A 26,047-nucleotide genomic window follows, 5' to 3' on the forward strand; every position below is an offset into this window, starting at 1 on the left:
CATCGGCCTCGTTGCCGTGGCGAGCGCTGCCCATGCGCAGTCGCCGCTCGGCATAGGCTCGGCCGAGCCTTCCTTCTCCGTCGGCGGGCCATTTGCGCCGCTGATGCAATGGATCAACGTGCACCAGCAGATGTTTTACCGGGCGCTGACCGGTGCGCTGAAGGCAATGCGCGAGGATGGCTGGGCGCTCGGCTCGCTGATCGGTCTTTCCTTTGCTTATGGTGTCTTCCACGCCGCTGGCCCCGGCCACGGCAAGGCGGTCATTTCGTCCTATATGATCGCCAATGAAACACAGCTGAAACGGGGTATCCTCATTTCTTTCGTCTCGGCACTCATTCAGGGCTTGATGGCCATCGGCCTCGTTGGTGCCGCCTGGCTGGTGCTGCGCGGCACCTCCATCACCATGACCAAGGCGACGCAGGCGATGGAGATTGCCAGCTTCGCCATGGTGGCGCTGTTCGGCGCCTGGCTCCTAGTGCGAAAACTCTGGTCGTTGCGCATCCGACGCGAACCCGTGCCGGTCTTTGCTACGGCGGGCGAGTCACCTGCCGCCAGAACCACCGGCATGGGCACGGGACTGCGGTTTCAGGGCAAGCCGGTCTTTGCAGATCACGACCATAACGGCACGGGTGATCTCTGCAGCGCCTGCGGGAAATCTCATGCGGCTGATCCCATGCTGTTGAAGAGCAAGAATTTCAGCCTGCACGAGGCATGGTCGGCCATCATCGCCGTGGGACTCAGGCCCTGCTCGGGTGCGATCATCGTCATGAGCTTTGCGCTTCTGAACGGGCTTTATCTCGGCGGCGTGCTTTCCGTGCTCGCCATGTCGCTCGGCACCGCCATCACGGTGTCGGCCCTCGCCATCATGGCTGTCTCGGCCAAGGGCCTCGCCGTGCGCTTCGCCGGCCCCGGCAGCCGCAAGGCGGCTGGCATCAGCCACGTGATTGAAATCGCCGGCGCGCTCTTCGTGCTGATCATGGGATTATTGCTGCTCGGCGCGTCGCTTCAGTTCTGATGATCGCGGCGGCGCTGGTAGCGCGCCCGCAGCCAGAACAACAGGAAGAAACACAGCACGGCAACTGCGCCGAAGGCAGCGGCGAGCCAGGGCGAATAGTCGCCCAGCCAGAGCATGATCTTCGGCATGACGAAGAACACGATCCCGAAACCGACGATGATGAGGGCGGCGGCAATGGCCGGCGACCTGTCCTTTTTCTCAGATGTCGGCGTATCAGGCATTGGCAAGCTCCGCGCGAATATCCTCGAGCTTGCGTTTCTGTTTGCCATCGGCCCCAAAATTGTCAGGCGAAAGCCAGGCTTCAAAGGCCCTGGCGATCAGCGGCCATTCGCCGTCGATCATCGAAAACCATGCGGTATCGCGGTTCTGGCCCTTCGCAACCATGTGCTGGCGGAAAACGCCCTCGAAGGTGAAACCATACCGTTTTGCGGTTGTCTTCGAGGGCTCGTTTTCGTTGTGGCATTTCCACTCGTAACGGCGATAGCCGAGATCCTCGAACACATGTTTCGCCATCAGGTAATGCGCCTCGGTGGCAAGTGGCGAGCGCTTCATCTTCGCGCCATGGGCGACCGAGCCAACCTCGACCACGCCATTGGCAGGATCTGGACGCATGTAGCTCGCCATGCCGACAACGTCGCCGGTGGCGTTTTCAACGAAGATCAGCGTGACCCAGTTGAGTTTTTCGCCCGAGCCGACAAGCCAGTCACCAAAGGCATCGGCATCGGGAAAGGCGCTTTGCGGGAAATATCTGAGCAGCGCATTCACGCCCTCGCCGCCAAGGGCGTCCCAGAGCCTTGTGAGGTGTTTTTCGCGATCGAACGGCTCAGCCGTGACGTAACGACCCGTCAGCACCACCGGCTGCGGTGCCGGACATCCCTTAAAATCACTCAGATCGCGCATTCTCTTCCCCATTTGCTGGGAGAAGGATTAGGGCAAGCGAGGCGGGATGACAACAGTGGAAGTAGAGGTGGGATGCGGTGGCTTTGGCGGGTTGGGGCTCCCCCCTTCGGCCCTGCCGGGCATCTCCCCCTCAAGCGGGAGATCAGCAGGAGGCGCTACCACCACTCATCCATAAACGCTGAGAGAGACTAAGAGATAGCCGCTTGTCGATCTCCCTCCTTGAGGGGAGACGCCCTGCCGGGCAGAGGGGGGTGAACCACACCAACCAAGGCCAACCTCAAACCTTCGCCGCCACCACAGTCGCCTCGATGTGATCCACCAGTGAATCCGGCAATCCAAGCCGCCCGGCAAGAAGATCGAGATATCCCCGCTCCGCCCGCGTATCCGCCTCGATGGCCAGCCGCGAGGCGGTGTAAAGCTCCACCTTCTGCTCTTCCGTGCGGGCAGCGGCCACCAGCGCGTCGATGTCGAGCGGATCGGCCAGTTCCTTTTCGAGGAAACGCTCGGCTTCCGTATCGAGACCTGAAACCTGCACCTTGTCCATGATATTGGCGCGCTCTTTCTCATCGATATGACCATCGGCCTTAGCGGCGGCGATCATCGCCTGAATGAGCTTCAGCGCAAAATCATTCGAAAGAGCCGGCGATTGCGGGTGGAACGCGGAATCGGCCGGCGGGGAGAGAAGCTCCGGCTCGGGTTTCGGCGCAACTTCAGGCGCCTGTCCTGATTTGTAATTCTTGTAAGCGAGATAACCGAGGCCGGCAATGGCGGCCACGCCACCGATGGTGGCGACATTGCCGGCGAGCTTGCGGCCGGTCTTGGTGCCGAGAATGGCGGCGGCGAGCGCGCCGGCCTTCATCGGATTATTTTTTGCGATTTCGGCGGCCTGCCCGGCTCTGTCACGGACGCTTCCCGAAAGGCCCGGCACCTGGGAGCCGAGGAATTGTTCAAGAAGCTTCTTGGCGTCGAACATCAAAATCTCCTGTAGAGGTCAAATCTACTGGGGAGATAGGAAGCCGTGGGCCGAATACAAATGTCAAACCCGCTCACGCCTTCGTGAACGGGTTTGACAGGAGACAAATCAGCCGCGCAACGCAGCCGCTTCGGCGGCAAGCTTGGTGATGCCCGCCCAATCGCCGGTTGCCACCAGTTCACGTGGGGCAACCCAGGAACCGCCGACGCAGACGACGTTGGGAAGCGCCAGATAATCATTGGCATTCTTCAGCGACACGCTGCCGGTCGGGCAGAAGACGGTACCGGCGAGCGGCGAAGACAGCGCCTTGAGGTAAGGTGCGCCGCCAGCCTGTTCGGCTGGGAAAAACTTCAGCACCTTGTAGCCTTCGTCGCGCAGCGCCATGACTTCGCTGGCGGTGGCAGCCCCCGGAAGCAGCGGCACCTTGGAGCCGCGCGCGGCATCCAGCACGCTTTTATTGATGCCGGGGCTGACAATGAAGGTGGAGCCTGCTTCGGCGGCCGCTTCAAAATCTTTCGCATTGAGAATGGTTCCAGCACCGACATTGGCGCCTTCGACTTCCGCAGCAACGGCGCGGATGGCATCGAGTGCCGCAGGCGTGCGCATGGTGATTTCAATTGCCTTCAGGCCGCCTGCGACCAGAGCGCGCGCCAAAGGCACGGCGGAAGCGGCATCATCCACGATCAGCACCGGAACAACCGGCTGGAGCTTGAGAATGGAGAGAAGTTTTTCGGAATCCTGGGCCAAGACAAGCCTCCTTGAGGGATTGAAACGATTGAAATTCTGATTATCGATTAGCCTGCCACGGCTGTCATGTCGAGGCGCGACCATCGCATTTTTGCCCGCGACCTCAACCAATTCGCTTCATCGCGGTCCGATATTACGATAACCTGACGCACCAGTTTGCGGAGAGAGCATGGCCAAGGAAATCGAACGGAAGTTTCTTGTCGCGGGTGGCGAATGGCGCAATCAGGTCACGCGTAGCATGGCTTTTCGGCAGGCATATGTCGCCTCGATGGAAGACCGCTCGGTCCGGGTCAGGATCGTCGACCGGCGCGACGCCACACTAACCGTCAAGATTGGTGCCAGCGCTCTCGTGCGCGACGAATATGAGTATGCCATTCCCCTCGAAGACGCCGAAGAACTCATGCAGAGCGCCCCCGGTGTGGTGATAGAGAAGACGCGCCACACGGTGGAGCATGGCGGCTTCACCTGGGAAATCGACGTGTTTGAAGGCCAGTATGAGGGATTGGTCGTCGCTGAGGTGGAGATGCACGATGAGAATGCGGATCCTGATTTACCGGCATGGTTAGGCAGGGAAGTCACCGGAGACCGTCGCTTTTCCAACCAGTCGCTCGCCATGGATCCGCAGGGAGACCTGACGGATGTCATTCAGAATTGATCCTGAAAAACCGTTCAGCGAAGAAGTCCGCCGTTCAGGGCTGGCGTTGATCGATGATGCGATCGCAATACTTGGAGACAAAACGGCAGGGTCACATGCGGCGGTACACGAGGCCCGCAAGCGTTTCAAACGATTGCGGGCGCTCTACCGCCTCCTCCGCAGCGCCGCGCCGGGCTTCGTGCGCGAGGAAAACGCCCGTATTCGTGATATCTCTCGCTCTTTCGCCGTCGCGCGGGACGCAACCGCACTTGTCGAAACGGCGGAATATCTCGAGACTTTCGCGCGCTCTGATGCACAGGGTGACGCGCTGCGCTCGATCACTGCTATGCTGCGCATCCGCCGCGATGACATTTTAAAACAGGAGTGCGGTCTCGGCGACGCAATGTCCGCCGCCGTTGAAGCCTGCAAAGAGGCGCGCAAAAAACTCGGTGCTGTCTCGCTGCCCGATGAGTTGAAAGCGACCACACGACTTGTGAGAACCGGATGGTCCAAACAGGGCAAAAAAGCAAGAAAAGCCCTCGCCCATTGCCACGAACAGGCCGGCGTTGAGCATTTCCATGATCTGCGCAAGGCTTCTCAAGCCTATGGCATGCATCTGGGCTTGATGCGATCACTCTGGCCATCCGCCATGCGTGCCAAACGGGCCGATGCCAAGCGGCTTGTCTCAATTCTCGGCCACGAGCACGACCTCTCGGTTCTCGCCGCCGTTGCAGACCGCGAACCGGATCGCTTCGGCAATGGTGAACGACTGGCACTGCTTCTCGACGCAATCATCGAAAGGCAGCAGGCACTGCGAGCCGATGCTCTCGAACTGGCCGACGAGGTGTTTTCTGGACCCGCCCGCAAGGAGGGTCGCATCGTCGGGCTGTTGTGGCGGCAGGCGGCCAAGTAGGCCGAAGACCGCGATGTTTGGGAAAGAGCGTAGACCACATTCGGCGTCATCCTCGGGCTTGTCCCGAAGATCTGCAACGTGTCGGTTTATGCGACGTGATTAGATCCTTGGGGCAAGCGCAAGGATGATGGAAGAGAGGTTTTGCCATCTCGGGCTTGAGGCATGGGCCGCCTGCCAATCGCCCGTCTATCTCGGATATTTGACGATTTTCAAAATACCGCTCCCCTCTGATAAATATTGCTTTGCAGCCGCCGCCGCTGTATTTCAGCGCCCATGACCGACACGACCATTCTCCCCCGCCCGGAAGCCTCTGGCGATTTCCTTGTGGCCGCGCTTTATCATTTCGCCCGCCTGCCGCGGTTCGAGAGCCTGCGCGATCCCTTGCTTTCACTTTGCCAGGTGAACGGCGTCAAGGGGACGCTACTCTTGGCCGCCGAGGGCATCAACGGCACGATTGCCGGGCCTGACGCGGGCGTTCACGCCGTGCTCTCCTTCCTGCGCGCTCAACCGGAATTCGCGGCTTTGGAGCACAAGGAAAGCCGCGCTTCGCAGATGCCTTTCGTGCGCCTGAAGGTGAAGCTCAAGAAAGAGATCGTCACCATGGGCGTGCCGGATATCGATCCGAACCGGATCGTCGGCACCTATGTCGACCCCCGCGACTGGAATGAGCTGATCTCCGACCCGGATACCATCGTCATCGACACCCGCAATGATTATGAGACCGCCATCGGCGTCTTCAAGGGGGCAGTCGATCCGAAGACGAAAACATTCCGCGAGTTTCCCGATTGGGTGAAAAACAATCCCGGCCTGCACAACAAGCCGAAAATCGCGATGTATTGCACCGGCGGCATTCGCTGCGAAAAGGCCACCGCCTTCATGAAGGAACAGGGTTTCGATGAGGTCTATCACCTCAAGGGCGGCATCCTGAAATATCTGGAAGAGGTGCCGGAAGAAGAGAGTCTCTGGGAAGGCGCCTGCTTCGTCTTCGATGAGCGCGTCTCCGTGGTCCACGGCCTTGCCGAAGGCGACCATCAGCTCTGCCACGCCTGCCGCAACCCGATCACGCCGGAAGTGCGCCTGTCACCCAAATTCGAGGAAGGCGTGTCCTGCCCGAGCTGTTACGACGAGCGAAGCGAAGACGACCGCCAGCGGTTCCGCGACCGGCAGCAGCAGATCGAACTGGCGAAGAAGCGCGGCGAGAGACATCTGGGGCGCTAAGCCCGGGCGGGTATCGGACTGCATAACAGTTGGGGTTTGTTTGAGCGGGTGCCGTGTGTTTCTTCTCCCCGCCGGGGAGAAGTCCGCGGCAGCGGGATGAGGGGGCAAGCTCTCCGAAATCCGGCAACGTGCCCCCTCATCCGACCCTTCGGGCCACCTTCTCCCCGGCGGGGAGAAGAAATGGGCCGCACCTTCAGGTGATCAAGAATGGGTGAAAGTAATCAGCCTCACGCGCCTGCCCGCAACGCAAAAAGCGGCGTATCCTGCCCGTCCAGGAGGGCAGCGATCTCTTCCGCCGCAACCGGTTTCGAGAACAGGTAACCCTGCAATTCATCGCAGCCGCACAAATGCAGGATCGCCGCCTGTTCTTCGGTTTCCACGCCTTCGGCAGTGACCGGAATATCGAGCGACTTTGCGAGCGCCACGGTGGCCTGGAGCATTTCCAGTGATTTGCCACCCTGCTCGAGCGCCATGACGAGCGACCGGTCGATCTTCATGCGGTCGAAACCAAAGCGGCGGAGATATCCGACGCTCGCAAAGCCCGCACCAAAATCGTCAAGCGCAATGTGCAGACCGAGCTGCTTCAGCTTTTCGATGGCTGCGCTCGCACGTTCCGGATGCTGAATGAAGTAGCCTTCCGTCATTTCGAGCCGCAGCCTTTCGGGTGGTGTTTGGGTCTCCTCGAGAATATCCGCCACATGCCTTGAAAAAGCAGGATTGCGGAACTGGACGGGAGAAATATTCACCGACAATTTGATGGACGGCCATTGCCTTGCCGTCTCGCAGGCCTTGTGCAGGACGAGAAGGCCCAGCCGGTCTATCAGACCGCTGCTTTCGGCGGCAGCGATGAAGATATCGGGCGGCACAAAGCCGTGACCAGGTCGCTGCCAGCGGGCAAGCGCCTCTACCCCGGTTATGTGGCGTGTGGCAGCATTCACGACAGGCTGATAGACGACCTTGATCTCGTCGTTGAGGATTGCGGCGCGAAGATCGGCCTCGAGCTGCAGTTTCTCCTCACGCAGCGCATCCATCTTCAACTCATAGGAAACATAACGGCCCCGCCCGCTCTCCTTGGCCTGATACATGGCCATGTCCGCGCGCCGCAGCAACTCTTCGCCGTTGATATCTCCGGCGCGGGAGATCGACGTTCCGATGCTGCAGCCGATGCTTGCCACACGGTCCCCGATGCTGAAGGGTTCCGTGAACAGTTCGAGAAGCGCCAGACACAGTTTGCGGCCCTCGGTCCAGACATCGGTGCCCTGGATGGCGATTGCGAATTCGTCACCGCCGAGCCGCGCGAGAACGGCCCCTTCCGGCACCAGCACCTTCAGCGCCGCCGCCACGCCCTTGATCAGCCGATCGCCGGCGGCATGACCGTAGGCGTCGTTGATTTCCTTGAAACCATCGAGATCGAGATAAAGCAGCTTGATATCGGTCCTGTCCTGGCGGGCCTTACCCACCATGCGGTTCACCCGCGCAAAGAGGCCCGCACGGTTGTCAAGCCCGCTCAACCGATCGCGCAGCGCCTCTTCCCGCGCCGCTGCTTCATCGGCCTTCAGCCGATCGAGCGTGGCCGAACCGATGAGAAGAAGCACGAGAAAGAATGTGCCCGCGATGCCAAGCGCCGTAAACACGACTGGCCGCGCCTCATGAAAACTGACGTCTCCCGGGAGATGTGAGCGCCAGACGAGATTCGCCAGCACCTGCCCCATGGGATTGACGATATCGACGTGATTGGCGGTAGGTTGCTCTCCGTACCTCAGTTCCAGCCCCTCGATCACGTAGTTTCGAGCAAGCTTGTCCACCGTAGCCTGTTTAAGATGACGGGCGAAAATCAGATAACGACGCTCCGACACCACCGATGGCAATGCCCCCGACTTCAACCGTATGAGAGCGACCCCGGCAGCGGCGATACCGTCTTGGGTTTTGACGAAGCCCGTCATCTGTGCGTTCATGCTGGCTGGCATGATCCGGGCAGCCGCTATCATCTCCGTCAGCCCACCGGAGAAATATGTATCATAGGTCCACGCCACCGGCTTACCGTTCTGGTAGGCCATGCGAGCCCTGCCACCCTCGTCGATGACGATGGCTGTATCGAAAAGATCGTTATTGACGGTCGCGTCACCATAATTGCTCGACACCCAGTCGTAGCGATCGGCCGCATAAATATTGTCGGCGGCATCGTCCCAGGCGGCGTAGTCGTTCAGGGTTGCGCCAAGTTGCTCACGAAATGTCACGAGAGCGCCCGCCGTCGTCTCACGGGAACGGGCATTATCGAGCAGATTTGTCTTCTCCCGGACCTGACTGAGGGCGGAGAGAACGAGCGCAGTGACGATGAGAAGCACGAGCGCGAAAGTGGACAGCACAACGCCGACCGCAGTTCTGCGGCCGACAGGCAGATAATCCCCAATATTGCGCGGCGCAATGCGCATAAAGCCCCCTTCGAAAGCATCATTTTGCGAAGGAAACATTCAAAAGCCGTTAAACCACGCCGCCGCGCGAACCCAAAAAACAAAGGGTACGAACCCGTACTACGGCGGAAAACGTGAAAAACCATTCCGCCAAATGCATCCGGTTTTTCATGGAAACCTGTTTTCCGCTGGCATTAAACAAAAAACCTCCCCCGCGAACGGGAGAGGCTAACAAACGGTCAGAATCGGAGCTTCTTACCAGGACGGGATAACCGTGCCGTTATATTTTTCCAGGATGAAAGCCTTCACTTCCGGGCTCTGGTAGGATTCGACCAACGTTTTTACCCAAGGCTTGTCCTTATCCTGTGCACGAACAGCGATGACATTCGCATAAGGAGACTTTTCGCTTTCGATGGCGATGGAATCTTTTTTCGGGTTCAGGCCGGCAGCCGTGGCGTAGTTGGTGTTGATGACCGAAGCGTCGGTATCGTCAAGCGAGCGCGGCAGCTGGGCAGCGTCGAGCTCGACGATCTGGATGTTCTTCGGGTTTTCGGTGATGTCGGCAGGCGTTACCTTCAGACCGGCCTCTTCCTTCACCTTGATCACGCCCTTGGAGGCGAGAACCAGCAGTGCACGGCCGCCATTGGTCGGATCGTTCGGAATACCGACCGTCGCGCCATCCTTCAACTCGTCAAGGCTCTTCACCTTCTTGGAATAAACGCCCATCGGAGTGGTGATGGTGGTGCCGACGCTGACGAGATCGAATTTGCGGTCAGCGATCTGGTTGTCGAGGTAAGGCTGGTGCTGGAAGGAGTTCGCCTGCAGCTCGCCGTCATTCAGGGCCTGGTTCGGCACGACATAATCGGAGAATTCGACGATATCGATTTCGAGGCCCTTGGCAGCGGCAATCTTCTTCACCTGCTCCATGATCTGCGCGTGTTCGGCGGGGGTGACGCCGATCTTGATCGTCTCCGCCAGCGCCTGACCGGCGGTGAAGAGAGCGGCGAGCGAGGCCGCGAGGATGAGTTTCTTCATGGGTGTCTCCTTGGGTTGTTATTATAAAGGCTGTTAATTCTTGCGTGTGCGCTTGTCGAAGCTGCGGGCCAACCGGTCGCCGGCGCTCTGCACCAGCTGCACCAGCACGATCAGCACCAGAACCACGGCCAACATCACGTCTGGCATGAAGCGCTGGTAACCGTAGCGGATGCCGAGATCGCCCAGCCCGCCGCCGCCGACCGCGCCAACCATGGCCGAATAACCGATGAGGCTGACCAGCGTCAGCGTGAGCGCCAGCGTGATACCGGGCTTGGCCTCAGCCAGCAGCACCTTGGTGACGATCTGCAACGGGGTCGCGCCCATGGCGCGGGCGGCCTCGATCAGCCCCTTGTCCACCTCGCGGATCGCCGCTTCGACCAGCCTCGCGATGAAGGGCACGGTCGCAAACGTCAGCGGCACGATGGCCGCGCTGGTGCCGATCGACGTGCCGGCCACCAGCCGGGTGAAGGGAATGATCGCCACGACAAGAATGATGAAAGGCGTGGAGCGCGCCGCGTTGACGATGAGGCCGAGGATGCGATTGGTCATTGGCGCTGGAAACAGTTCGCCCTTGCCGCTGGTGGCGAGGAAAACGCCCATTGGCACGCCGATGATGGAGCCAACAATGCCGGCGACAGCGACCATATGCAGGGTTTGCAGCAGGCCCTTCAGCAGAAGGTTGAAGATCATATCAGGCGACATAACCGAGCACCTCCGTGTGAAGACCGGTTTCAGCATAAAAGCGATTGGCGCGCGCTGTAACCTCAGCCGAGGCCGGATAGGAGACGACGAGTGAACCGAAGGGCTCGCCGGAGATTTCCTCGATGGTGCCGGCGAGGATGTTCACATCAGGGCCGATTTCGGCAACGAGGCGGGCCGTCAACGGCTGGAAGGCCGTCTCGCCGAAGAATACCAGACGAACCAGAACCCGATCTCCTTCCGTGGCTTCAGGCTTCAGCCCTGAGGTGACCCAGTGCGGCAGCTTCACGCCGACAGACGACGATAGCAGGCTGCGGGTCGTCTCGTGTTTCGGGGCGGTGAAGATGTCGAAGGTGGTGCCTTCCTCGACGATCAGGCCCCTGTCGATGACGGCCACCTGCGACGCGATGGTCTTCACTACTTCCATCTCATGGGTGATGAGCAGCACGGTGAGGCCCAGTTCGGCATTGATGCGCTTCAGCAGTTCGAGAATGGACTGCGTCGTTTCCGGATCGAGCGCCGAGGTCGCTTCGTCGGAGAGGAGCAGCTTCGGCTGGGTGGCAAGCGCGCGGGCAATGCCGACACGCTGCTTCTGGCCGCCGGAGAGTTCCGCCGGATACCGTTTCGCCTTGTCCGAAAGCCCGACAAGATCAAGCAGCGGCGCGACACGGGTTTCGATCTCCTTCTTCCCCAGGCCGCCGATTTCGAGCGGCAGGGCCACATTACCGAAAGCAGTTCGCGAGGAGAGTAGATTGAAGTGCTGGAAGATCATGCCGACGGAACGGCGCAGCGTGCGCAGGCTCTTTTCATCGAGCGCCGCGACATCCACGCCGTCGACGACCACGCGGCCGGTCGAAGGCTTCTCAAGACCGTTGGCGAGGCGAATGAGCGTGGATTTGCCCGCGCCCGAGCGGCCGATGATGCCGGTGATGGAGCCTTTGGGCACGGCGTAATCGATACCGGCAAGGGCCGCGAAGCCGGGCTTGCCGTCGGCGCCGCCAAAGGTCTTGGTCACGCCTTCAAACGTAACCATCGGCTCCTTTGCCGCCCCTTCCGGGACCGCCTGCTTTTGGCGCACGGTGGATGCCGTGCTGGATGGGAAAGTCATTGTGAACTCTGGGAATGCGTGACGGATCGGGTCTCAAAAAATCCTGTTGCGGTGCTGAACCGCTCTCTTCATGCAGCCTTGCGGCACATTCGATGACAGCTGATTTTCCGGGTCATTTCGTCAGGCTTTCACTCAGAAATGCCGGGGATCGGCAATTCGATGGCGCATACTTGCCCGCACACGCCACCTTTTAACAGGGATGTTTTTTCAATTATCTGAAAAGAGAGGAAAAATCTACCGCAAAGCCGCGTAGGCGGCCCTGCGGCAGTCTGGAGCGCTTGTTGCGTTCTTCGAATCGCAAAAACGCTCCAGCTCTTTGTGTGCCGCATTTCCGGACGGAAAACCGGATTCCACTTTTCCTGGAAATGCTTTAGCTTTCGCGATTGGGAGAAATCAGACGCGGCTGACGAATTCTTCGACTGGGCGGCGCACCTTCTTCAGGTTCACCAGCCAGTCGCCTTCCGGCTGGCGATAACCGAGCGGCAGGATCGTGACGGAGCGCAGGCCCTTCTCGCGCAGGCCGAGGATTTCATCGAGCTTCGCCGGGTCGAAGCCTTCCATCGGGGTAGAATCCACGCCCTCAAAGGCGGCCTGCGCCACGGCCATGCCAAAGCCGATATAGGCCTGACGGGCGGCATGTTCGAAATTCACCTGCTCGTCGCGCTGCGGATAGGTGTTAAGCAGCATCTGGCGATAGGCTTCCCAGCCTTCATTCTTGATGCCGCGTTCCTCGTTGACCAGATCGAACATGTGGTTGATCCGCTCTTCGGTGTAATTGTCCCATGCCGCAAACACCAGCAGATGCGAACCATCGGTCACCTGCGCCTGGTTCCAAGCAATCTCGCGGATCTTGGCGCGCACGTCCGCATCGGTAACGACGATGACTTCAAAGGGCTGAAGACCGCTGGAGGTGGGCGCCAGCCGCGCTGCCTCGACAATACGCTCGACCTTGTCTTCAGACACAGCCTTGGAAGGATCCATTTTCTTGGTGGCGTAACGCCAGTTGAGTTTTTCGATAAGCATCTTCGTTTTCCCTGGGAGGACCAGCCCACATCGCCCCTTGACGGCGAGATGAGCGCTACGCATCGCAGCCCGTCTCACATAGGGGGCGAGACGGCGGGCGCAAGCGGGCACTCAGGCGTTATCGAAAAAAAGTTTGGAAAGCTGACAATAAGAGGTCAGAACTTTTTTTAATCGAGCCTCTTCTCATCGGCTAACGAAGACGAGCACCGCCTCACACCTTGCCTGTTTCCCAGCCCAGCATTGCCCGTTTGCGTGTCAGGCCCCAGTGGTATCCCGTCAGCGCCCCGCTTTTACCGACAGCGCGATGACAGGGAACGACGAAAGACACCGGGTTGGCGCCAACCGCCGCGCCGACGGCCCGGGAGGCGGCTGGTTGGCCGATATCGCAAGCGATATGGGAATAGGTGACGGCGCGACCCATCGGTATTTTCAGCAGGCTTTCCCACACGCGCACCTGAAAATCCGTGCCGAGCAGCACCACGCGCAACGGCCGATCCGCCGACCAGAGCGATGGCTCGAAAATACGGGCTGCATAGGGGGCGGTCGCTTCACGATCCTCGACATAACGCGCATGCGGCCAGCGGCCCGCCATATCTTCAAAACAGGCGCGCTCTTCCCCCGGATCGGCAAATGCACAGCCGGCAAGCCCGCGGTCGGTCACCATAACAAGGGCAAGACCGAACGGCGACGTATGAAACCCATAGCGGATCGTCAGACCGCCGCCTTTTGCCTTCCATTCGCCCGGCGACATCGCTTCATGCGTGACAAACAGATCGTGGAGGCGTCCGGGGCCGGACATTCCGACCTCGATTGACGTTTCCAGCAGCGGCAGATCTTCCTCACGCAGCAGTCTCTTGGCGTGATCGAGCGTGACCGCCTGCAAGAACGCCTTGGGCGAAAGGCCGGCCCAACGGGTAAAGGTCTTCTGCAACTGCGTCGGTGACTGACCGAGCCGTGCGGCAATGGCATCGAGGGAAGGTTGCTCGCGATAATCCAGCGTCAAAAGCTCAATGACCCCGCGCACCGTTTCATAATCGGAGCCAATGGGGGTAATGTCTTCGTTCAGCGAAATGTTGGCGTTCATCGCATGTCTCCTAACGCTTTATAGAAAACCATCAAAGCGTATCGGCCTCCACCCGTTTCTTGCGCCATCCTGCAATTGCCGTCGTACCGCCGCATTGTCGACCGCCTGTGCATCCTGATCGACCCGTTTAAAAACCCGATGGAATAAAAATTCCATCGAAGGTAAAGTGCCCGCAATTTTACGTGTCGCAAAGGGAAAACAATGACGGCAAGCGAGGCGCCAGATTCGGTGAAGGCTTTCGAGGAGCGATTGCTCCAGGTTGCGGAGGGCCTTCCGAAACGATTGCGGCAATGTGCCGACTATGTCGCCTCCAATCAGGACCGCATCGCTGTCTCCACCGTTGCCGAAATGGCCGAGGGGGCCGGCGTGCAGCCGTCAGCCTTCATGCGCTTCTGCCAGATCCTCGGCTTTTCCGGCTTTTCAGAAATGCAGCGGCTCTTCCGTGATTCCTATGTTGGTGGCTGGCCGGATTATGCCACCCGGCTCGATCACCTGCGCGAAAAGGGCGACGAGAGCGCTTCCGGTCTGCTGGCGGAATTCGTGGAGGCAGGTCGATCTTCGCTCGAAATGCTGCTGAAATCGGTAGATACCCGGCAACTGGATGAGGCGGTTTCGGCTCTTGCCAAGGCACGCACCGTTCACATTATCGGTTTGCGGCGCTCGTTTCCCATCGCCAGCTATCTGGCATACGCCTTCGAGAAGATGAAGGTGCCGGCGGTGCTGCACAGCGCGGTCGGCGGGCTCAGCAATGTCAGCGCCATCTCACAGGACGACGCGCTGATAGCGATCACCTTCTCTCCCTATTCCACCGAAACGCTGGAATTGGCTGAAAACGCCCGCTCCAATGGCATTCCGGTTGTCGCGCTTTCCGATTCCGCCGTTAACCCACTCCGAAAATCCGGTGCGACCCTGCTAACCGTCACTGAGATCGATTTTGGGGCGTTCCGCTCGCTTTCGGCCACTCTCTGTCTGGCCATCACGCTGGCGGTCGCTGTAGGCGCACGCAAAACCGCCTGAATATTTTTATTGAAAACGGGAAAAATAGAATTTATGATCCAAATTTATGAAACGGGCATTCCACGACCGTCCTTTCCGTAACGGCATCAGCGAGCAGAGGAGGCTCGCCGAAGCGGAATGGCGACAGCTGACGGCACTCTGACCAGAACTGCCCGCACCATGAGGTACACCGCGTCAAAGCGCGGTGCTAAGGAGGAACCTTTTGAAAAAACTTGATCTCATCACGATCGGGCGCTCGTCTGTTGACCTTTACGGTTCGCAGGTCGGTGGCCGTCTGGAGGACATGGCCTCCTTTGCCAAATATATTGGCGGCTCTCCCACCAACATCGCAGCCGGTGCTGCGCGGCTTGGCCTAAACAGCGCCGTCATTACCCGTGTCGGCGACGAGCACATGGGCCGCTTCATCCGCGAACAGCTGGTGCGCGAAGGCGTGGACGTGCGTGGCGTGAAAACCGACCCGGAGCGCCTGACGGCGCTGGTGCTGCTCGGCATTCGTGACCAGAACCAGTTCCCGCTGATTTTCTACCGCGAAAACTGTGCCGACATGGCGCTGAGCGAAGACGATATCGATCCCGCCTTCATTGCCGAGGCGGCATGCGTCTGTGCCACCGGCACGCATTTGTCACATCCGAAAACGGAAGCGGCGGTGCTGAAGGCGCTGAAACTCGCCCGCGAAAATGGCGCGAAGACCGCGCTTGATATCGATTACCGCCCCAATCTCTGGGGAGTGGCCGGCCACGGCGATGGCGAAAGCCGTTTCGTGGAATCGCAGAAGGTCACCGCCAAGCTGCAATCCACCCTGCATCTCTTCGATCTGATCGTCGGCACGGAAGAGGAGTTCCACATTGCCGGCGGCTCGACAGATACGCTGACCGCACTGAATGCCGTCCGCCAGGTTTCGAATGCCACGCTGGTGTGCAAGCGCGGCCCGATGGGTGCTTCGGTCTTCACCGGCGACATTCCCGCAAGCCTCGATGATGGCGAGACGGGCGAAGGTTTCCCGATCGAGGTATTCAATGTTCTGGGCGCTGGTGACGGCTTCATGGCCGGACTGTTCCGCGGCTGGCTGCGCGGCGAAGACTGGCCGACGACGCTGAAATACGCCAATGCCTGCGGCGCCTTCGCCGTCTCCCGCCATGGCTGCACGCCGGCCTATCCAAGCTGGGAAGAGCTGCAATATTTCTTCAAGGCCGGCATTCGCAACAAGGCGCTGCGCAAGGACGAAGCGCTCGAGCAGGTGCACTGGTCTACCAACCGCAAGGGCGACTGGGAAACCATGCGCGTCTTCGCCTTCGACCATCGCATGCAGCTGGAAGCGATCGCCGACGAGCTTGGCGTCAAGCACGAGCAGATTGGCGCTTTCAAGAAGCTTTGCCTCCAGGCTGCGCAAAAAGTTTCCGGTGGCGAGCCGGGTTACGGCATTCTCTGCGACGGACGCCTTGGACGTGACGCGTTGTTTGCGGCGAGCGGCTCCGGTCTCTGGATCGGCCGTCCGGTAGAATGGCCGGGCTCGCGCCCGCTGACGCTGGAACCGGAACTGGGCAAGGATTTTGGCGGGCTTTCCGAATGGCCGCTCGAAAATGTCGTGAAAGTACTGTGTTTCTATCACCCCGATGACACGGACGAAATGCGCGCCGCGCAGGAAGAAACCGTTATACGGCTGTTCGAAGCGGCGCGTCGAAACCGGCTGGAAATGCTGCTGGAGGTCATTCCCTCCAAGGTCGGCCCGACCGACGATCTCACCGCCGCCCGCATCATCGAGCGCTTTTACGAGATCGGCGTTTGCCCCGACTGGTGGAAGCTGGAGCCGATGAAAACCACGGCGGCGTGGAAGAATGCCTGCGACGCCGTGCATCGCAATGACCCTTATGTGCGGGGCATCGTCGTGCTTGGTCTCGACGCACCGCAGAGCGAACTGGAAGAAAGCTTCCGCCTTGCGGCTGGCTTCGATCTGGTCAAAGGTTTCGCGGTTGGCCGGACGATTTTTGCCGACGCCGCCCGCGGCTGGCTTTCCGGCAAGATGACCGACGAGGAAGCGGTCAAGGATATGGCGCAGCGCTATACCAGCCTGTGCCGTATCTGGGATGAGGCGCGCGCCAAAAAGGGAGAGGCAGCGTGAAGACAATCAGATTGACGGCTGCGCAAGCCCTGGTTCGTTACCTGGCAGCACAGATGAATGAACACGGCGAAACCTATATTGCCGGCATGTGGGCGATTTTCGGCCATGGCAATGTCGCCGGCATCGGCGAAGCGCTGTATGGTGTCAGGGACGAGCTGCCGACCTATCGCGGCCAGAACGAACAATCCATGGCCCATGCTGCCATAGCCTACTCCAAGCAGCTGCGCCGCAGACGGGCCATGGCAGTCACCTCCTCCATCGGCCCTGGTGCTGCCAACATGGTGACGGCGGCCGCGCTTGCGCATGTCAACCGCCTGCCCGTTCTTCTCATCCCCGGTGATGTCTTCGCCAATCGTGGCCCGGACCCCGTGCTGCAACAGCTGGAAGATTTCGGCGACGGCACGATGACGGTGAATGATTGCTTCCGCCCGGTCAGCCGTTATTTCGACCGCATCATGCGGCCGGAACAGTTGCTGACAGCGCTTCCCCGCGCCATGCGCACCATGACGGACCCTGCCGATTGCGGCCCGGTAACGCTCGCCTTCTGCCAGGATGTACAGGCGGAAGCCTATGACTATCCCGAAAGCTTCTTCGAAAAGCGGGTGTGGCGCCAGCGCCGCCCCGAGCCAGACGTGATGGAATTCGAAGAGGCCGTCGCGGCGCTGAAGGCCGCGAAGAACCCCATTATCGTTGCTGGTGGCGGCGTTCATTTCGCCGGCGCAACGGAGACGCTGAAGCGCTTTGCGGAAACACATTCCATCCCCGTCGTTGAAACACAGGCCGGCAAATCGGCGCTCGCCTGGGATCACGATCTGAATTTCGGCCCGGTCGGAGTGACCGGTGCGGAAAGCGCCAATATCATCAGCGAAAAGGCCGATCTGGTCTTTGGTGTCGGCACCCGTTTTCAGGATTTTACCACCGGCTCCTGGGCGCTGTTCAAGAACCCGGACCGCAAAATCCTGGCGCTCAACGTGCAGCCCTATGATAGCGCCAAGCACGATGCGATCAGCCTGACGGCGGATGCCAAAATCGGGCTTGAAAAACTCTCCGCAGCCCTCGGCAGCCACCGTTTTGCGGCGCCGGATGCCGGTCTAAAGGCAGCATGGTTCGAAAAGGCCGATGCCGATACGGCGGCGCCGGGCGAGGAGCACGCAAACAGCCTGCCCACCGACATGCAGGTCATCGGCGCGGTGCAGCGCCAGTCGCGCGATAATACCGTCGTCATGTGCGCGGCAGGCACCATGCCGGGCGAGTTGCACCAGCTGTGGAAATCCAAGCTGCCGCTTTCCTACCACATGGAATACGGCTTCTCCTGCATGGGTTACGAGGTCGCCGGGGGCCTCGGCATCAAGATGGCGGAACCGGACCGCGATGTGATCGTCATGGTCGGCGACGGCTCCTATATGATGATGAATTCCGAGCTTGCGACATCGGTTGCCATGGGCGTGAAGATCACGCTCGTCATCACCGACAACAGGGGTTACGGCTGCATCAACCGCCTGCAGATGGCCACCGGCGGCGCGCAGTTCAACAACCTCTACGCCCACAGCAACGTCAATCCTATCGCTATCGATTTTGCCGCGCACGCGGCATCGATGGGCGCGGATGCGCGCAAAGTATCGACGATATCAGAGCTGGAGGATGCGCTGGCAGCGGCCCGCGCTTCGACCCGCACCACCGTCATCGTTATCGAGACCGACCCCTACCCGACACCGCAGGCCGGTGGCCACTGGTGGGACGTCGCCGTTCCCGAAACATCGGACCGCCCCGAAGTGACCGATGCGCGCGCCCGTTATGAAAACGCCCTGAAGGAAAGAAGTTAAGATGATCCGTTACGGCACCAACCCCATCGCCTGGTCCAATGACGACGACCGCACGCTGGGCGCCCATATCAGCCTGGAACAATGCCTTGATGAAACCGCCAAGATCGGTTTCGACGGCATCGAAAAGGGGCACAAATTCCCGACCGACCCGGAAGGCCTGAAGGGCGTGCTTTCGCCGCGCGGCCTCTCCTTCGTCTCGGGCTGGCACTCGCTGAACCTTCTGACCGACGATATCGAATCCGAAAAGAAGGCAATGCAGCCGGCGCTTGACCTGCTGAAGGCCATGGACTCGAAGGTCATCATCGTCTGCGAGACCTCCAACGCCATCCACGGCGCAGATGACACGGCGCTGGTCGACCGTCCGCGCCTTGCGGCCGAAGACTGGGCGAAGTTTGGCGCCGGTGTCGAGGCACTGGCCGCCTTTGCCGCAGAACAGGGCATCACCCTCGTTTATCACCACCACATGGGAACGGTGGTCGAAAGCGAAGACGAGATCGACCTCCTGATGAAACATACCGGTCCGAAGACGCATCTGCTGCTCGATACCGGCCATTGCCTCTTCGGCGGCGGCGATCCTGTCCGCGTCGCGCAGAAATACATGGGCCGTGTCGGCCATATCCATGCCAAGAACGTGCGCCCGATCATTGCCGATCAGGTCCGCAACGAACGACTTTCCTTCCTCGAAGGCGTTCGCCGCGGTGTCTTCACCGTGCCTGGCGATAACGAAGGCGGCGTGAACTTTCCGCCGGTGCTGAAAGTGGCGGCTGAGCATGGTTACAGCGGCTGGCTGGTTATCGAGGCCGAGCAGGATCCTGACGTGCGCAACCCGTTCGAGTATCAGAGCCTCGGGCTGAAATCGCTGAAGGCTTTTGCGCGCGAAGTGGGGCTGGATAAGGCTGAAGCTGCTTAAGCTGAGCCGACAGCGGGCTATACACCGCGCGCGTCATACCGGCCTTGAGCCGGCATCCAGCCAGCCCAAGTTCTTTGGGTTGAGAAGACTCTCCCCGCCGCGCGGACGCGCGTCGGCTGGACCCCGGCTCAAGGCCGGGGTGACGAGACGGCAAGAACCGACGAACGACTGACCAAAAAGGAACGCCACCATGACCTCACTTCTGCGCAAGCCGGTCGCGACCAGCGGCAAGGTGCACGATATCACGCCCCAAAGCGCGGATTGGGGTTATGTCGGTTTCGGCCTCTACCGACTGAAGCCGGGCGAGACGGCAGCGGAAAGCACCGGCGACACGGAAGTCATCCTCGTATTGGTCGAAGGCAAGGCGACGATTTCCGCAGGCGGTAAGGATTTCGGTGAACTCGGTGACCGCATGAAAGTGTTCGAGCGCAAGCCGCCACATTGCGTCTACGTGCCCGCAGGCTCCGAATGGTCGCTGACCGCCACGACCGATTGCACCGTCGGCGTCTGCACCGCACCCGGCGAAAAAGGCAGCCGCGAGGCGCAGCAGATCGGGCCTGACGGTGTGCAGCTGACGGAGCGTGGCAAGGGCGCCAATACGCGCTACATCTTCCCCATCGCCATGGAAGAGCGCGATGTGGCCGACAGCCTGCTGGTCACGGAGGTCTTCACGCCCTCCGGCAACTGGTCGTCCTATCCGCCGCACCGGCATGACGAGGATAACTACCCCAACATGACCTATCTGGAAGAGACCTATTACCACCGGCTCAACCCGGCGCAGGGTTTCGGTTTCCAGCGCGTCTTCACCGAAGACGGCTCGCTGGACGAGACCATGGCAGTATCGGATGGGGATGTCGTGCTCGTGCCAAAGGGCCATCACCCCTGCGGCGCGCCCTATGGCTACGAGATGTATTATCTGAACGTGATGGCGGGGCCGATGCGCAAATGGCGCTTCAAGAACCACCCGGATCATGACTGGATTTTCAAGCGCGATAATCCCTGAAGCATTCAAACATCACATCTCTGGGAGGAGAATACCATGGCCGCTCTTGGCGTGGGCCTTATTGGCACGGGTTACATGGGCAAGTGCCACGCACTGGCGTGGAATAACGTCACGAGCGTCTTCGGCGATGTGGAACGCCCCCGCCTGGTGACGCTTGCGGAAGTCAACCCCGAGCTTGCCGCGAAGAAAGCGGCCGAGTTCGGTTTTACCCACTCGACAGGCAACTGGCGCGACCTGCTGGCCGATCCGGAAATCGACGTCATCTCGGTCACCACGCCCAACGCCTTTCATCCGGAAATGGCGATAGCCGCGCTTGAGGCCGGCAAGCATGTCTGGTGCGAAAAGCCAATGGCGCCCGCCTTTGCTGACGCGGTGAAGATGCGCGATGCGGCCCGCCGGTCCGGCAAGGCGGCGGCGATGGGTTACAACTATATTCAGAACCCCGTCATCCGCCACATGCGCCGCCTGATCGACGAAGGCGCGATCGGTAACGTCTATCACGTCCGCGCCGAAATGGACGAGGACTTCATGGCCGATGCGACCCAGCCCTTCTACTGGAAGAGCGAGGCGACCTCCGGTTATGGCGCGCTGGACGATTTTGCCGTCCACCCGCTGTCGCTGCTTTACGCCCTGTTCGGTCACGCGCAAAGCGCCATCACCGATATGGTAAAGCCCTATGAGACCCGCCCGCTTGCCGGCGGCGGCGAGCGCACCGTTGAGACACATGATCTTGCCAGCGTTCTCCTGAAACTTGAAGGCGGCATTTCCGCCGTGCTCATTGCCAACCGTTCCGCCTGGGGCCGCAAGGGCCGCATCGCCGTCCAGATTTATGGCTCTACGGGATCGATCCTGTTCGATCAGGAACGAATGAACGAGTTCCAGCTTTACACCACGGATGGACGCGCGGAAGAACAGGGTTTCCGAACTATCCTCACCGCGCCCCATCACAAGCCCTACGACCGCTTCATTCCCGCCCCCGGCCATGGCCTCGGCTTCAACGACCTGAAGGTGATCGAATGCCGGGAGCTGATCGCGGCAATCGAGGGCGAGAAGGCCCATATCATCGATTTCGAGGAAGGGCTGAAGATCGAGCGCAGCATTCACGCCATGGCCCGATCCTTCGCCGAAGGGCGCTGGGTGGGCGCCGCCGAGATCGCGGAATAGGTTCGGGCGCTCGCCGTCGCGACCGCCATGCTCGGAACAGTTCCTGTCTAGCAGGACGTGCCGGTCAGAGACACCGGCGCGCGGCCGCCGCGCACCGCCCAGCTCAAAGCGGAAACAGGCTGGTGAGCGGCATGTGGGTTTTGACAATTGGGGATTTCAGCACCACGAAGCTGAAATATTTGTCGATACCGACATCCATATCGGTCAGCCGCTCCATGATCGACTGATATTCGACAATGCCTGACGTCACGAATTTCAGCAGATAGTCGTAGCCGCCGGAAACCAGGTGGCATTCGATGACCTGGTCGATCTTTTCGACGACGCCGAGGAAGCGGGCGAAATCGATCTGCCGATGATTCTTCAACGTGATTTCCGTAAACACCGTCAGCGTCTGGCCGAGCTTGTTCACGTTGATCTGTGCGGAATACCCACCGATATAGCCCTCCGCCTGCAACTTTTTGACCCGCATCAGGCAGGGGCTCGGAGAGAGGTTGACGAGCTCCGCCAGCTCCACATTGGTGATACGACCGTTCTTCTGCAACTCGTAGAGAATCTTGATGTCGATTCGGTCAAGCTTCATCATCTGCGGAACCCCTCAATGTCTTTTATCGATGCAGCATAAAATTCTGGCACCTTTGAAGAAATCTTACCACACGGGCAACATCTGTCGACGTGGAGTTATTTTTTGGGTGCAGCATAAAGAGTTGCAGAAACGCTTCCGAACGGCATGAGATTCCGATGAGAGGCGCAGTCTGGCAGCGTTTACACGTCAGGTGCGGTAAATTAGGACCAACAGAAGGAGTTCGACCATGCCCGCGCCGCTGCAACAGATAACGACCTCGCCGGAACTGCCCAACTCCGCGGATGCCGTCATTATCGGTGGCGGCATCGTCGGTGTCTTTGCAGCCTATTATCTCGCGCGGCGGGGACTGAAGGTCGCTCTGGTGGAAAAGGGCCTCATCGGCGGGGAGCAATCCAGCCGCAACTGGGGTTGGTGCCGCCAACAGAACCGCGATGCCCGTGAATTGCCGATCTCGACCAGAAGCCTCGCGCTGTGGGAGGAATTTGGCAAAGAAAGCGGCGAGAATACGGGTTTCCGTCGCTGCGGGCTGTTTTACCTGAGCGACAATGAGGCAGAGCTTGCCGGTTGGGCACGCTGGCGCGACTTTGCAATCACAGCCGGGGTCACCACCCATATGCTGAGCGCCGATGAGGCGAGCGAACGCGGCCGTGCCACCGGCAAGCGATGGAAGGGCGGCGTGTTTTCACCAACCGACGGCACGGCCGATCCGTCCATGGCGGCACCATCAGTGGCACGCGCCATCATCAAACTGGGCGGGACGGTGCACCAGAACTGCGCAGCACGTGGGCTGGAAACCGAAGGCGGCCGCGTCAGCGCCGTCGTCACAGAACGAGGTACGATCCGCACCAGGACTGCCATCATGTCCGGCGGTGCCTGGGCCTCATCCTTCTGCCGTCAACTTGGCATCCGCTTTCCGCAAGCCTCGGTGCGTTCGTCCATTCTCGCCGTCACGCCCGGAGCGGAAGGCCTGCCGGATGCTCTTCACACCGCGGCCGTCTCGGTTACAAAAAGAAGCAATGGTGGCTACACGCTCGCCATAAGCGGGCTTGGTCGCATCGACCCGACAGCCCAGCAGATGAGATTTTCCCGCGAGTTCGTTCCGATGTTCGTCAAACGTTGGAAAAGCCTGCGCCCTGGCGGCCTGGAAGGCGTTCGTGGCGGCCACGAAACCTTGCGACGCTGGCGTCTGGATGCACCAACCCCGATGGAGCGTGTGCGCATCCTCGATCCGAAACCCAATGCAGCCGCTATCAAGGAAACACATGAAAGGGCTCTCAAGCTTCTGCCAGCCCTCAAAAACACCCGGATTGCGGCCGCATGGGCGGGTTTCATCGACAGCACACCGGACGGTGTGCCGGCGATTGGCGAAACGACGGAGTTGCCGGGCTTGATCCTCGCCGCAGGCTTCAGCGGCCACGGCTTCGGCATCGGCCCGGGCGCGGGCCATCTCATCGCCGATATCGTGACGGGATCGAACCCGATCGTCGATCCAACGCCCTATCAACCCAGCCGCTTCCTCAACTCATCCTGGGGCAAGGTTGCGGATTTCTAGAGCGCGAAGGCCGGAAGCGGCACTACCCGCAGGTCCTTGCGCCTGTGGGTAGCATGGTCCACCGCATCAATATCCACCAATCAACTTTTCGGCAGGCCGGGCGGATTGGTCCGCGATTCCGGAAGAGCCTCTTCCGAAAGCTGCCAGCGATCCAGAATCTTTTTGTAGGCGCCGCTCTTGATCAGATCGTTTGTGGCGAGCGTCAGCGCATCGGCCAATCCGGAACCCTTGCGCGTGGTGATGGCAACATCGGACCGTTCCGGCCAGCCGGCAGAGAGCGTTCCGACGCGCTTGATGGTCTTGTCGCGGGCGGCAATGAAAACCAGCTGTGCGTGCGGCTGGACGATAACGTCTGCGCGCCCTGCGGAAAGCGCCACGAGCCGCGTGGCCTCGTCGTCATAATATTGCAGCTCTATCGGCTTCAATCCGGCGGCGACATTCTCATCGCTCCATTTCAGCAGGATGCGCTCCTGATTGGTGCCCGCGCCGACGATGATCCTCAAGCCTGCGGCATCCTTGGGCTCATTAATGGCCCCTATGCCGCTGTCGGACTTGACGAAGAAGCCATGCAGGCCCTGCCGGTAAGTGGAGAAATCGAACTTCTCCTTACGCTGCTCCGTCACACCTACATTCGAGATAACGGCATCATATTTGCCGGAAGCCAACCCCAGTGGCCAATCGGCCCAGGCGACGGGCACGAGCTCCAGATCAAGGCCGAGGCTATCTGCCACGGCAAGGGCGTAATCGGGGTCTGCTCCGACCACGGTCTTTGCATCCGTCGCATAGGTGGCGAGCGGCGGTCCGCCCGGTGACACTGCGACGGTAAATTTTCCTGGCGTGACGAACTTATAGTCCTTCGGCAGCGCTGCGATGGCGCCGGCATCCTTTTCAACCCTGATACGGCCCGGCTGATCGGGAGAGAGATCGAAAACATCGGTTGCCGAAGCAGGTTCAAAGCCACCGGTGGAATAAATGGCGGCAAGCATTGCCGCGACAAGGCGAGAGGTGAACGTCATTGTGGTTCCCGATTAAACGCTTGCGGGACGGAGATAGCGCGGGCGGGAGGATGCCCGCGCTACCGGCTGAGTGATGTCCCACTTTCAGCTCAGCATTTGGCAACTCAGCTTTCGGCCACCCAGCGTTTGGCAACCCAGCTTTTCGGCAAACTTGCGCTTCAGCTCTTTGGCAGGCCGGGCGGGTTGGTGCGGGATTCCCTGATGGCTTCCGAGCCGAGATTCCAGCGGGCAAGGACCTTGCCGTAGTTGCCGTTCTTGATCTGGGCGTTCAGTGCCGCGGTGATAGCTTCGGCAATGCCAGCGTCCTTTTTGGAGGCGACTGCGATTTCTGCAGCTTCCGGCCATCCGCCGGAGAAGGTGCCGACGAGTTTGGTTTTCTTCTGGCTTGCTGCCTGGAAGGCGGAAGTCGCATTGGGTCCGAGATAGGCGTCCGCGCGGCCCGACTGCAGGGCGACATCGAGTACCGCCTGATCGTCGTAATATTGCACCTCCGTGTCGGCGAGCCCCTTGGCCTTGTTGTCCTTGATCCATTTCAGCAGGATCTGCTCCTGATTGGTGGCGGCGCCGACGATGACCTTCAAGCCCGCCACATCCTCCGGCTTGCCGATCGATGTCACCTTGCTGTTATTGCCAACGTAAAAGCCAAGCAAGTCATTGCGGTAGCTGGAGAAATCGAACTTTTCCTTGCGCGCTTCAGTCACCGTGATGTTCGAGGCAACGGCGTCGTATTTTCCGGATGCCAGCCCGAGCGGCCAATCCGCCCAGGCAATCGGAACAAGCTGCAGCTCAAGCCCGAGACTGTCTGCGACCAACTGGGCGATATCCGGCTCCACGCCGATAGGCGTCTTGGTGTCACTCGCATAATCCACAAGCGGCAGACGGAAGGGGACGGTCGCAACCGTCAGCTTTCCATCAGCGACAAATTTGTAGCCTGCAGGCAGAAGTTTGGTCGCCTCCTCTACCTTTTCGGCCCGCACCCGGCCCTTCTGCTCAGGCGACAGGTCTACCTCCTGCGCATTGGCGACCGGGACGAGGGAAGCGGTGGCGGTGAAAAGACCTGCCGCGAACAGCGACAATAGTTTCGATGAAAATGCCATGTG

Annotated in this window: 24 protein-coding genes; 11 read left to right on the forward strand and 13 right to left on the reverse strand. The window is 60.2% G+C overall.

Annotated features, from left to right (window positions below; all coding sequences use genetic code 11):
- The first annotated feature begins 1 nt into the window (after position 1).
- Positions 2-1,015 (forward strand): nickel/cobalt transporter, encoded by a 1,014-nt coding sequence (locus tag ACUTJJ_RS13770; RefSeq protein ID WP_445542521.1) that lies wholly within the window; start codon positions 2-4, stop codon positions 1,013-1,015.
- Here ACUTJJ_RS13770 and ACUTJJ_RS13775 read toward each other — a convergent pair.
- The 4 genes from ACUTJJ_RS13775 to ACUTJJ_RS13790 all read right to left on the reverse strand — a co-directional run bounded on the left by ACUTJJ_RS13775 (position 1,006) and on the right by ACUTJJ_RS13790 (position 3,635).
- Positions 1,006-1,236, reverse strand: coding sequence for a hypothetical protein (locus ACUTJJ_RS13775; protein ID WP_063950490.1), 231 nt, complete (start codon positions 1,234-1,236; stop codon positions 1,006-1,008). The genes ACUTJJ_RS13770 and ACUTJJ_RS13775 overlap by 10 nt on opposite strands.
- A complete protein-coding gene (locus ACUTJJ_RS13780; RefSeq protein ID WP_445542522.1) occupies positions 1,229-1,915 on the reverse strand; it encodes a GNAT family N-acetyltransferase in 687 nt (228 codons plus the stop codon). Before ACUTJJ_RS13780 ends, ACUTJJ_RS13775 begins: the two co-directional genes overlap by 8 nt.
- Before the next feature lie 277 nt (positions 1,916-2,192).
- Entirely contained in the window at positions 2,193-2,888 is a 696-nt protein-coding gene (locus tag ACUTJJ_RS13785) for a tellurite resistance TerB family protein (RefSeq protein ID WP_445542523.1), read from the reverse strand.
- Positions 2,889-2,996: 108 nt separating this feature from the next.
- Positions 2,997-3,635: a 2-dehydro-3-deoxy-phosphogluconate aldolase gene (locus tag ACUTJJ_RS13790; protein ID WP_144576608.1), complete on the reverse strand. Its 639-nt coding sequence runs from the start codon at positions 3,633-3,635 to the stop codon at positions 2,997-2,999.
- A 169-nt stretch (positions 3,636-3,804) separates the two neighbouring features.
- Here ACUTJJ_RS13790 and ACUTJJ_RS13795 point away from each other — a divergent pair, with 169 nt between their 5' ends.
- The 3 genes from ACUTJJ_RS13795 (at position 3,805) to trhO (ending at position 6,400) form a co-directional block, all read left to right on the forward strand.
- Positions 3,805-4,290: a CYTH domain-containing protein gene (locus ACUTJJ_RS13795; RefSeq protein WP_063950486.1), complete on the forward strand. Its 486-nt coding sequence runs from the start codon at positions 3,805-3,807 to the stop codon at positions 4,288-4,290.
- Positions 4,274-5,182, forward strand: coding sequence for a CHAD domain-containing protein (locus ACUTJJ_RS13800; RefSeq protein ID WP_445542524.1), 909 nt, complete (start codon positions 4,274-4,276; stop codon positions 5,180-5,182). The genes ACUTJJ_RS13795 and ACUTJJ_RS13800 overlap by 17 nt, the downstream gene beginning before the upstream one ends.
- 273 nt (positions 5,183-5,455) lie before the next feature.
- Positions 5,456-6,400 (forward strand): oxygen-dependent tRNA uridine(34) hydroxylase TrhO, encoded by a 945-nt coding sequence (gene trhO / locus ACUTJJ_RS13805; RefSeq protein WP_445542525.1) that lies wholly within the window; start codon positions 5,456-5,458, stop codon positions 6,398-6,400.
- A gap of 227 nt (positions 6,401-6,627) precedes the next feature.
- Here the strand turns inward: trhO and ACUTJJ_RS13810 are convergent, their stop codons facing one another.
- The 6 genes from ACUTJJ_RS13810 to ACUTJJ_RS13835 form a co-directional block, all read right to left on the reverse strand.
- The gene (locus ACUTJJ_RS13810; protein WP_445542526.1) at positions 6,628-8,871 is read right to left on the reverse strand and encodes a putative bifunctional diguanylate cyclase/phosphodiesterase; all 2,244 of its coding nucleotides are present in this window, start codon (positions 8,869-8,871) and stop codon (positions 6,628-6,630) included.
- A 195-nt stretch (positions 8,872-9,066) separates the two neighbouring features.
- A complete protein-coding gene (locus ACUTJJ_RS13815; RefSeq protein WP_296073019.1) occupies positions 9,067-9,846 on the reverse strand; it encodes a MetQ/NlpA family ABC transporter substrate-binding protein in 780 nt (259 codons plus the stop codon).
- Between the two features lie 33 nt (positions 9,847-9,879).
- Positions 9,880-10,548, reverse strand: a complete 669-nt coding sequence (locus ACUTJJ_RS13820; protein ID WP_445542527.1) for a methionine ABC transporter permease — start codon at positions 10,546-10,548, stop codon at positions 9,880-9,882.
- Positions 10,538-11,578: a methionine ABC transporter ATP-binding protein gene (locus ACUTJJ_RS13825; RefSeq protein ID WP_445542547.1), complete on the reverse strand. Its 1,041-nt coding sequence runs from the start codon at positions 11,576-11,578 to the stop codon at positions 10,538-10,540. Before ACUTJJ_RS13825 ends, ACUTJJ_RS13820 begins: the two co-directional genes overlap by 11 nt.
- A gap of 468 nt (positions 11,579-12,046) precedes the next feature.
- Positions 12,047-12,676 carry an NAD(P)H-dependent oxidoreductase gene (locus tag ACUTJJ_RS13830; RefSeq protein ID WP_144576615.1) on the reverse strand — a complete coding sequence of 210 codons (630 nt, stop codon included), beginning with the start codon at positions 12,674-12,676 and terminating at the stop codon, positions 12,047-12,049.
- Between the two features lie 211 nt (positions 12,677-12,887).
- Positions 12,888-13,760 carry a methylated-DNA--[protein]-cysteine S-methyltransferase gene (locus ACUTJJ_RS13835; RefSeq protein ID WP_445542528.1) on the reverse strand — a complete coding sequence of 291 codons (873 nt, stop codon included), beginning with the start codon at positions 13,758-13,760 and terminating at the stop codon, positions 12,888-12,890.
- Positions 13,761-13,961: 201 nt separating this feature from the next.
- On the opposite strand from ACUTJJ_RS13835, the gene ACUTJJ_RS13840 reads away from it, so the two are divergent.
- From ACUTJJ_RS13840 to ACUTJJ_RS13865, 6 genes are all read left to right on the forward strand, one after another.
- The gene (locus ACUTJJ_RS13840) at positions 13,962-14,777 is read left to right on the forward strand and encodes a MurR/RpiR family transcriptional regulator (RefSeq protein WP_445542529.1); all 816 of its coding nucleotides are present in this window, start codon (positions 13,962-13,964) and stop codon (positions 14,775-14,777) included.
- A gap of 202 nt (positions 14,778-14,979) precedes the next feature.
- The gene (locus ACUTJJ_RS13845; protein ID WP_445542530.1) at positions 14,980-16,896 is read left to right on the forward strand and encodes a bifunctional 5-dehydro-2-deoxygluconokinase/5-dehydro-2-deoxyphosphogluconate aldolase; all 1,917 of its coding nucleotides are present in this window, start codon (positions 14,980-14,982) and stop codon (positions 16,894-16,896) included.
- Entirely contained in the window at positions 16,893-18,719 is a 1,827-nt protein-coding gene (gene iolD, locus ACUTJJ_RS13850; protein WP_445542531.1) for a 3D-(3,5/4)-trihydroxycyclohexane-1,2-dione acylhydrolase (decyclizing), read from the forward strand. Before ACUTJJ_RS13845 ends, iolD begins: the two co-directional genes overlap by 4 nt.
- Position 18,720: 1 nt before the next feature.
- Entirely contained in the window at positions 18,721-19,629 is a 909-nt protein-coding gene (gene iolE / locus ACUTJJ_RS13855) for a myo-inosose-2 dehydratase (protein WP_445542532.1), read from the forward strand.
- 190 nt (positions 19,630-19,819) lie between these two features.
- A complete protein-coding gene (iolB, locus tag ACUTJJ_RS13860; protein WP_445542533.1) occupies positions 19,820-20,632 on the forward strand; it encodes a 5-deoxy-glucuronate isomerase in 813 nt (270 codons plus the stop codon).
- 36 nt (positions 20,633-20,668) lie between these two features.
- Positions 20,669-21,796, forward strand: a complete 1,128-nt coding sequence (locus tag ACUTJJ_RS13865; RefSeq protein ID WP_445542534.1) for a Gfo/Idh/MocA family protein — start codon at positions 20,669-20,671, stop codon at positions 21,794-21,796.
- Between the two features lie 103 nt (positions 21,797-21,899).
- On the opposite strand, the gene ACUTJJ_RS13870 is transcribed toward ACUTJJ_RS13865, so the two are convergent.
- Positions 21,900-22,376 carry an Lrp/AsnC family transcriptional regulator gene (locus tag ACUTJJ_RS13870; protein WP_063950531.1) on the reverse strand — a complete coding sequence of 159 codons (477 nt, stop codon included), beginning with the start codon at positions 22,374-22,376 and terminating at the stop codon, positions 21,900-21,902.
- Between the two features lie 229 nt (positions 22,377-22,605).
- Here ACUTJJ_RS13870 and ACUTJJ_RS13875 point away from each other — a divergent pair, with 229 nt between their 5' ends.
- Positions 22,606-23,931, forward strand: coding sequence for an NAD(P)/FAD-dependent oxidoreductase (locus ACUTJJ_RS13875; protein WP_445542535.1), 1,326 nt, complete (start codon positions 22,606-22,608; stop codon positions 23,929-23,931).
- An 80-nt stretch (positions 23,932-24,011) separates the two neighbouring features.
- Here the strand turns inward: ACUTJJ_RS13875 and ACUTJJ_RS13880 are convergent, their stop codons facing one another.
- On the reverse strand, positions 24,012-24,947 hold the full coding sequence (locus ACUTJJ_RS13880; RefSeq protein ID WP_063950470.1) for an ABC transporter substrate-binding protein: 936 nt from the start codon (positions 24,945-24,947) through the stop codon (positions 24,012-24,014).
- Positions 24,948-25,105: 158 nt separating this feature from the next.
- Positions 25,106-26,044: an ABC transporter substrate-binding protein gene (locus ACUTJJ_RS13885; RefSeq protein WP_445542536.1), complete on the reverse strand. Its 939-nt coding sequence runs from the start codon at positions 26,042-26,044 to the stop codon at positions 25,106-25,108.
- Between the last annotated feature and the right edge of the window lie 3 nt (positions 26,045-26,047).

The sequence above is a fragment of the Agrobacterium sp. DKPNP3 genome (assembly GCF_052686535.1).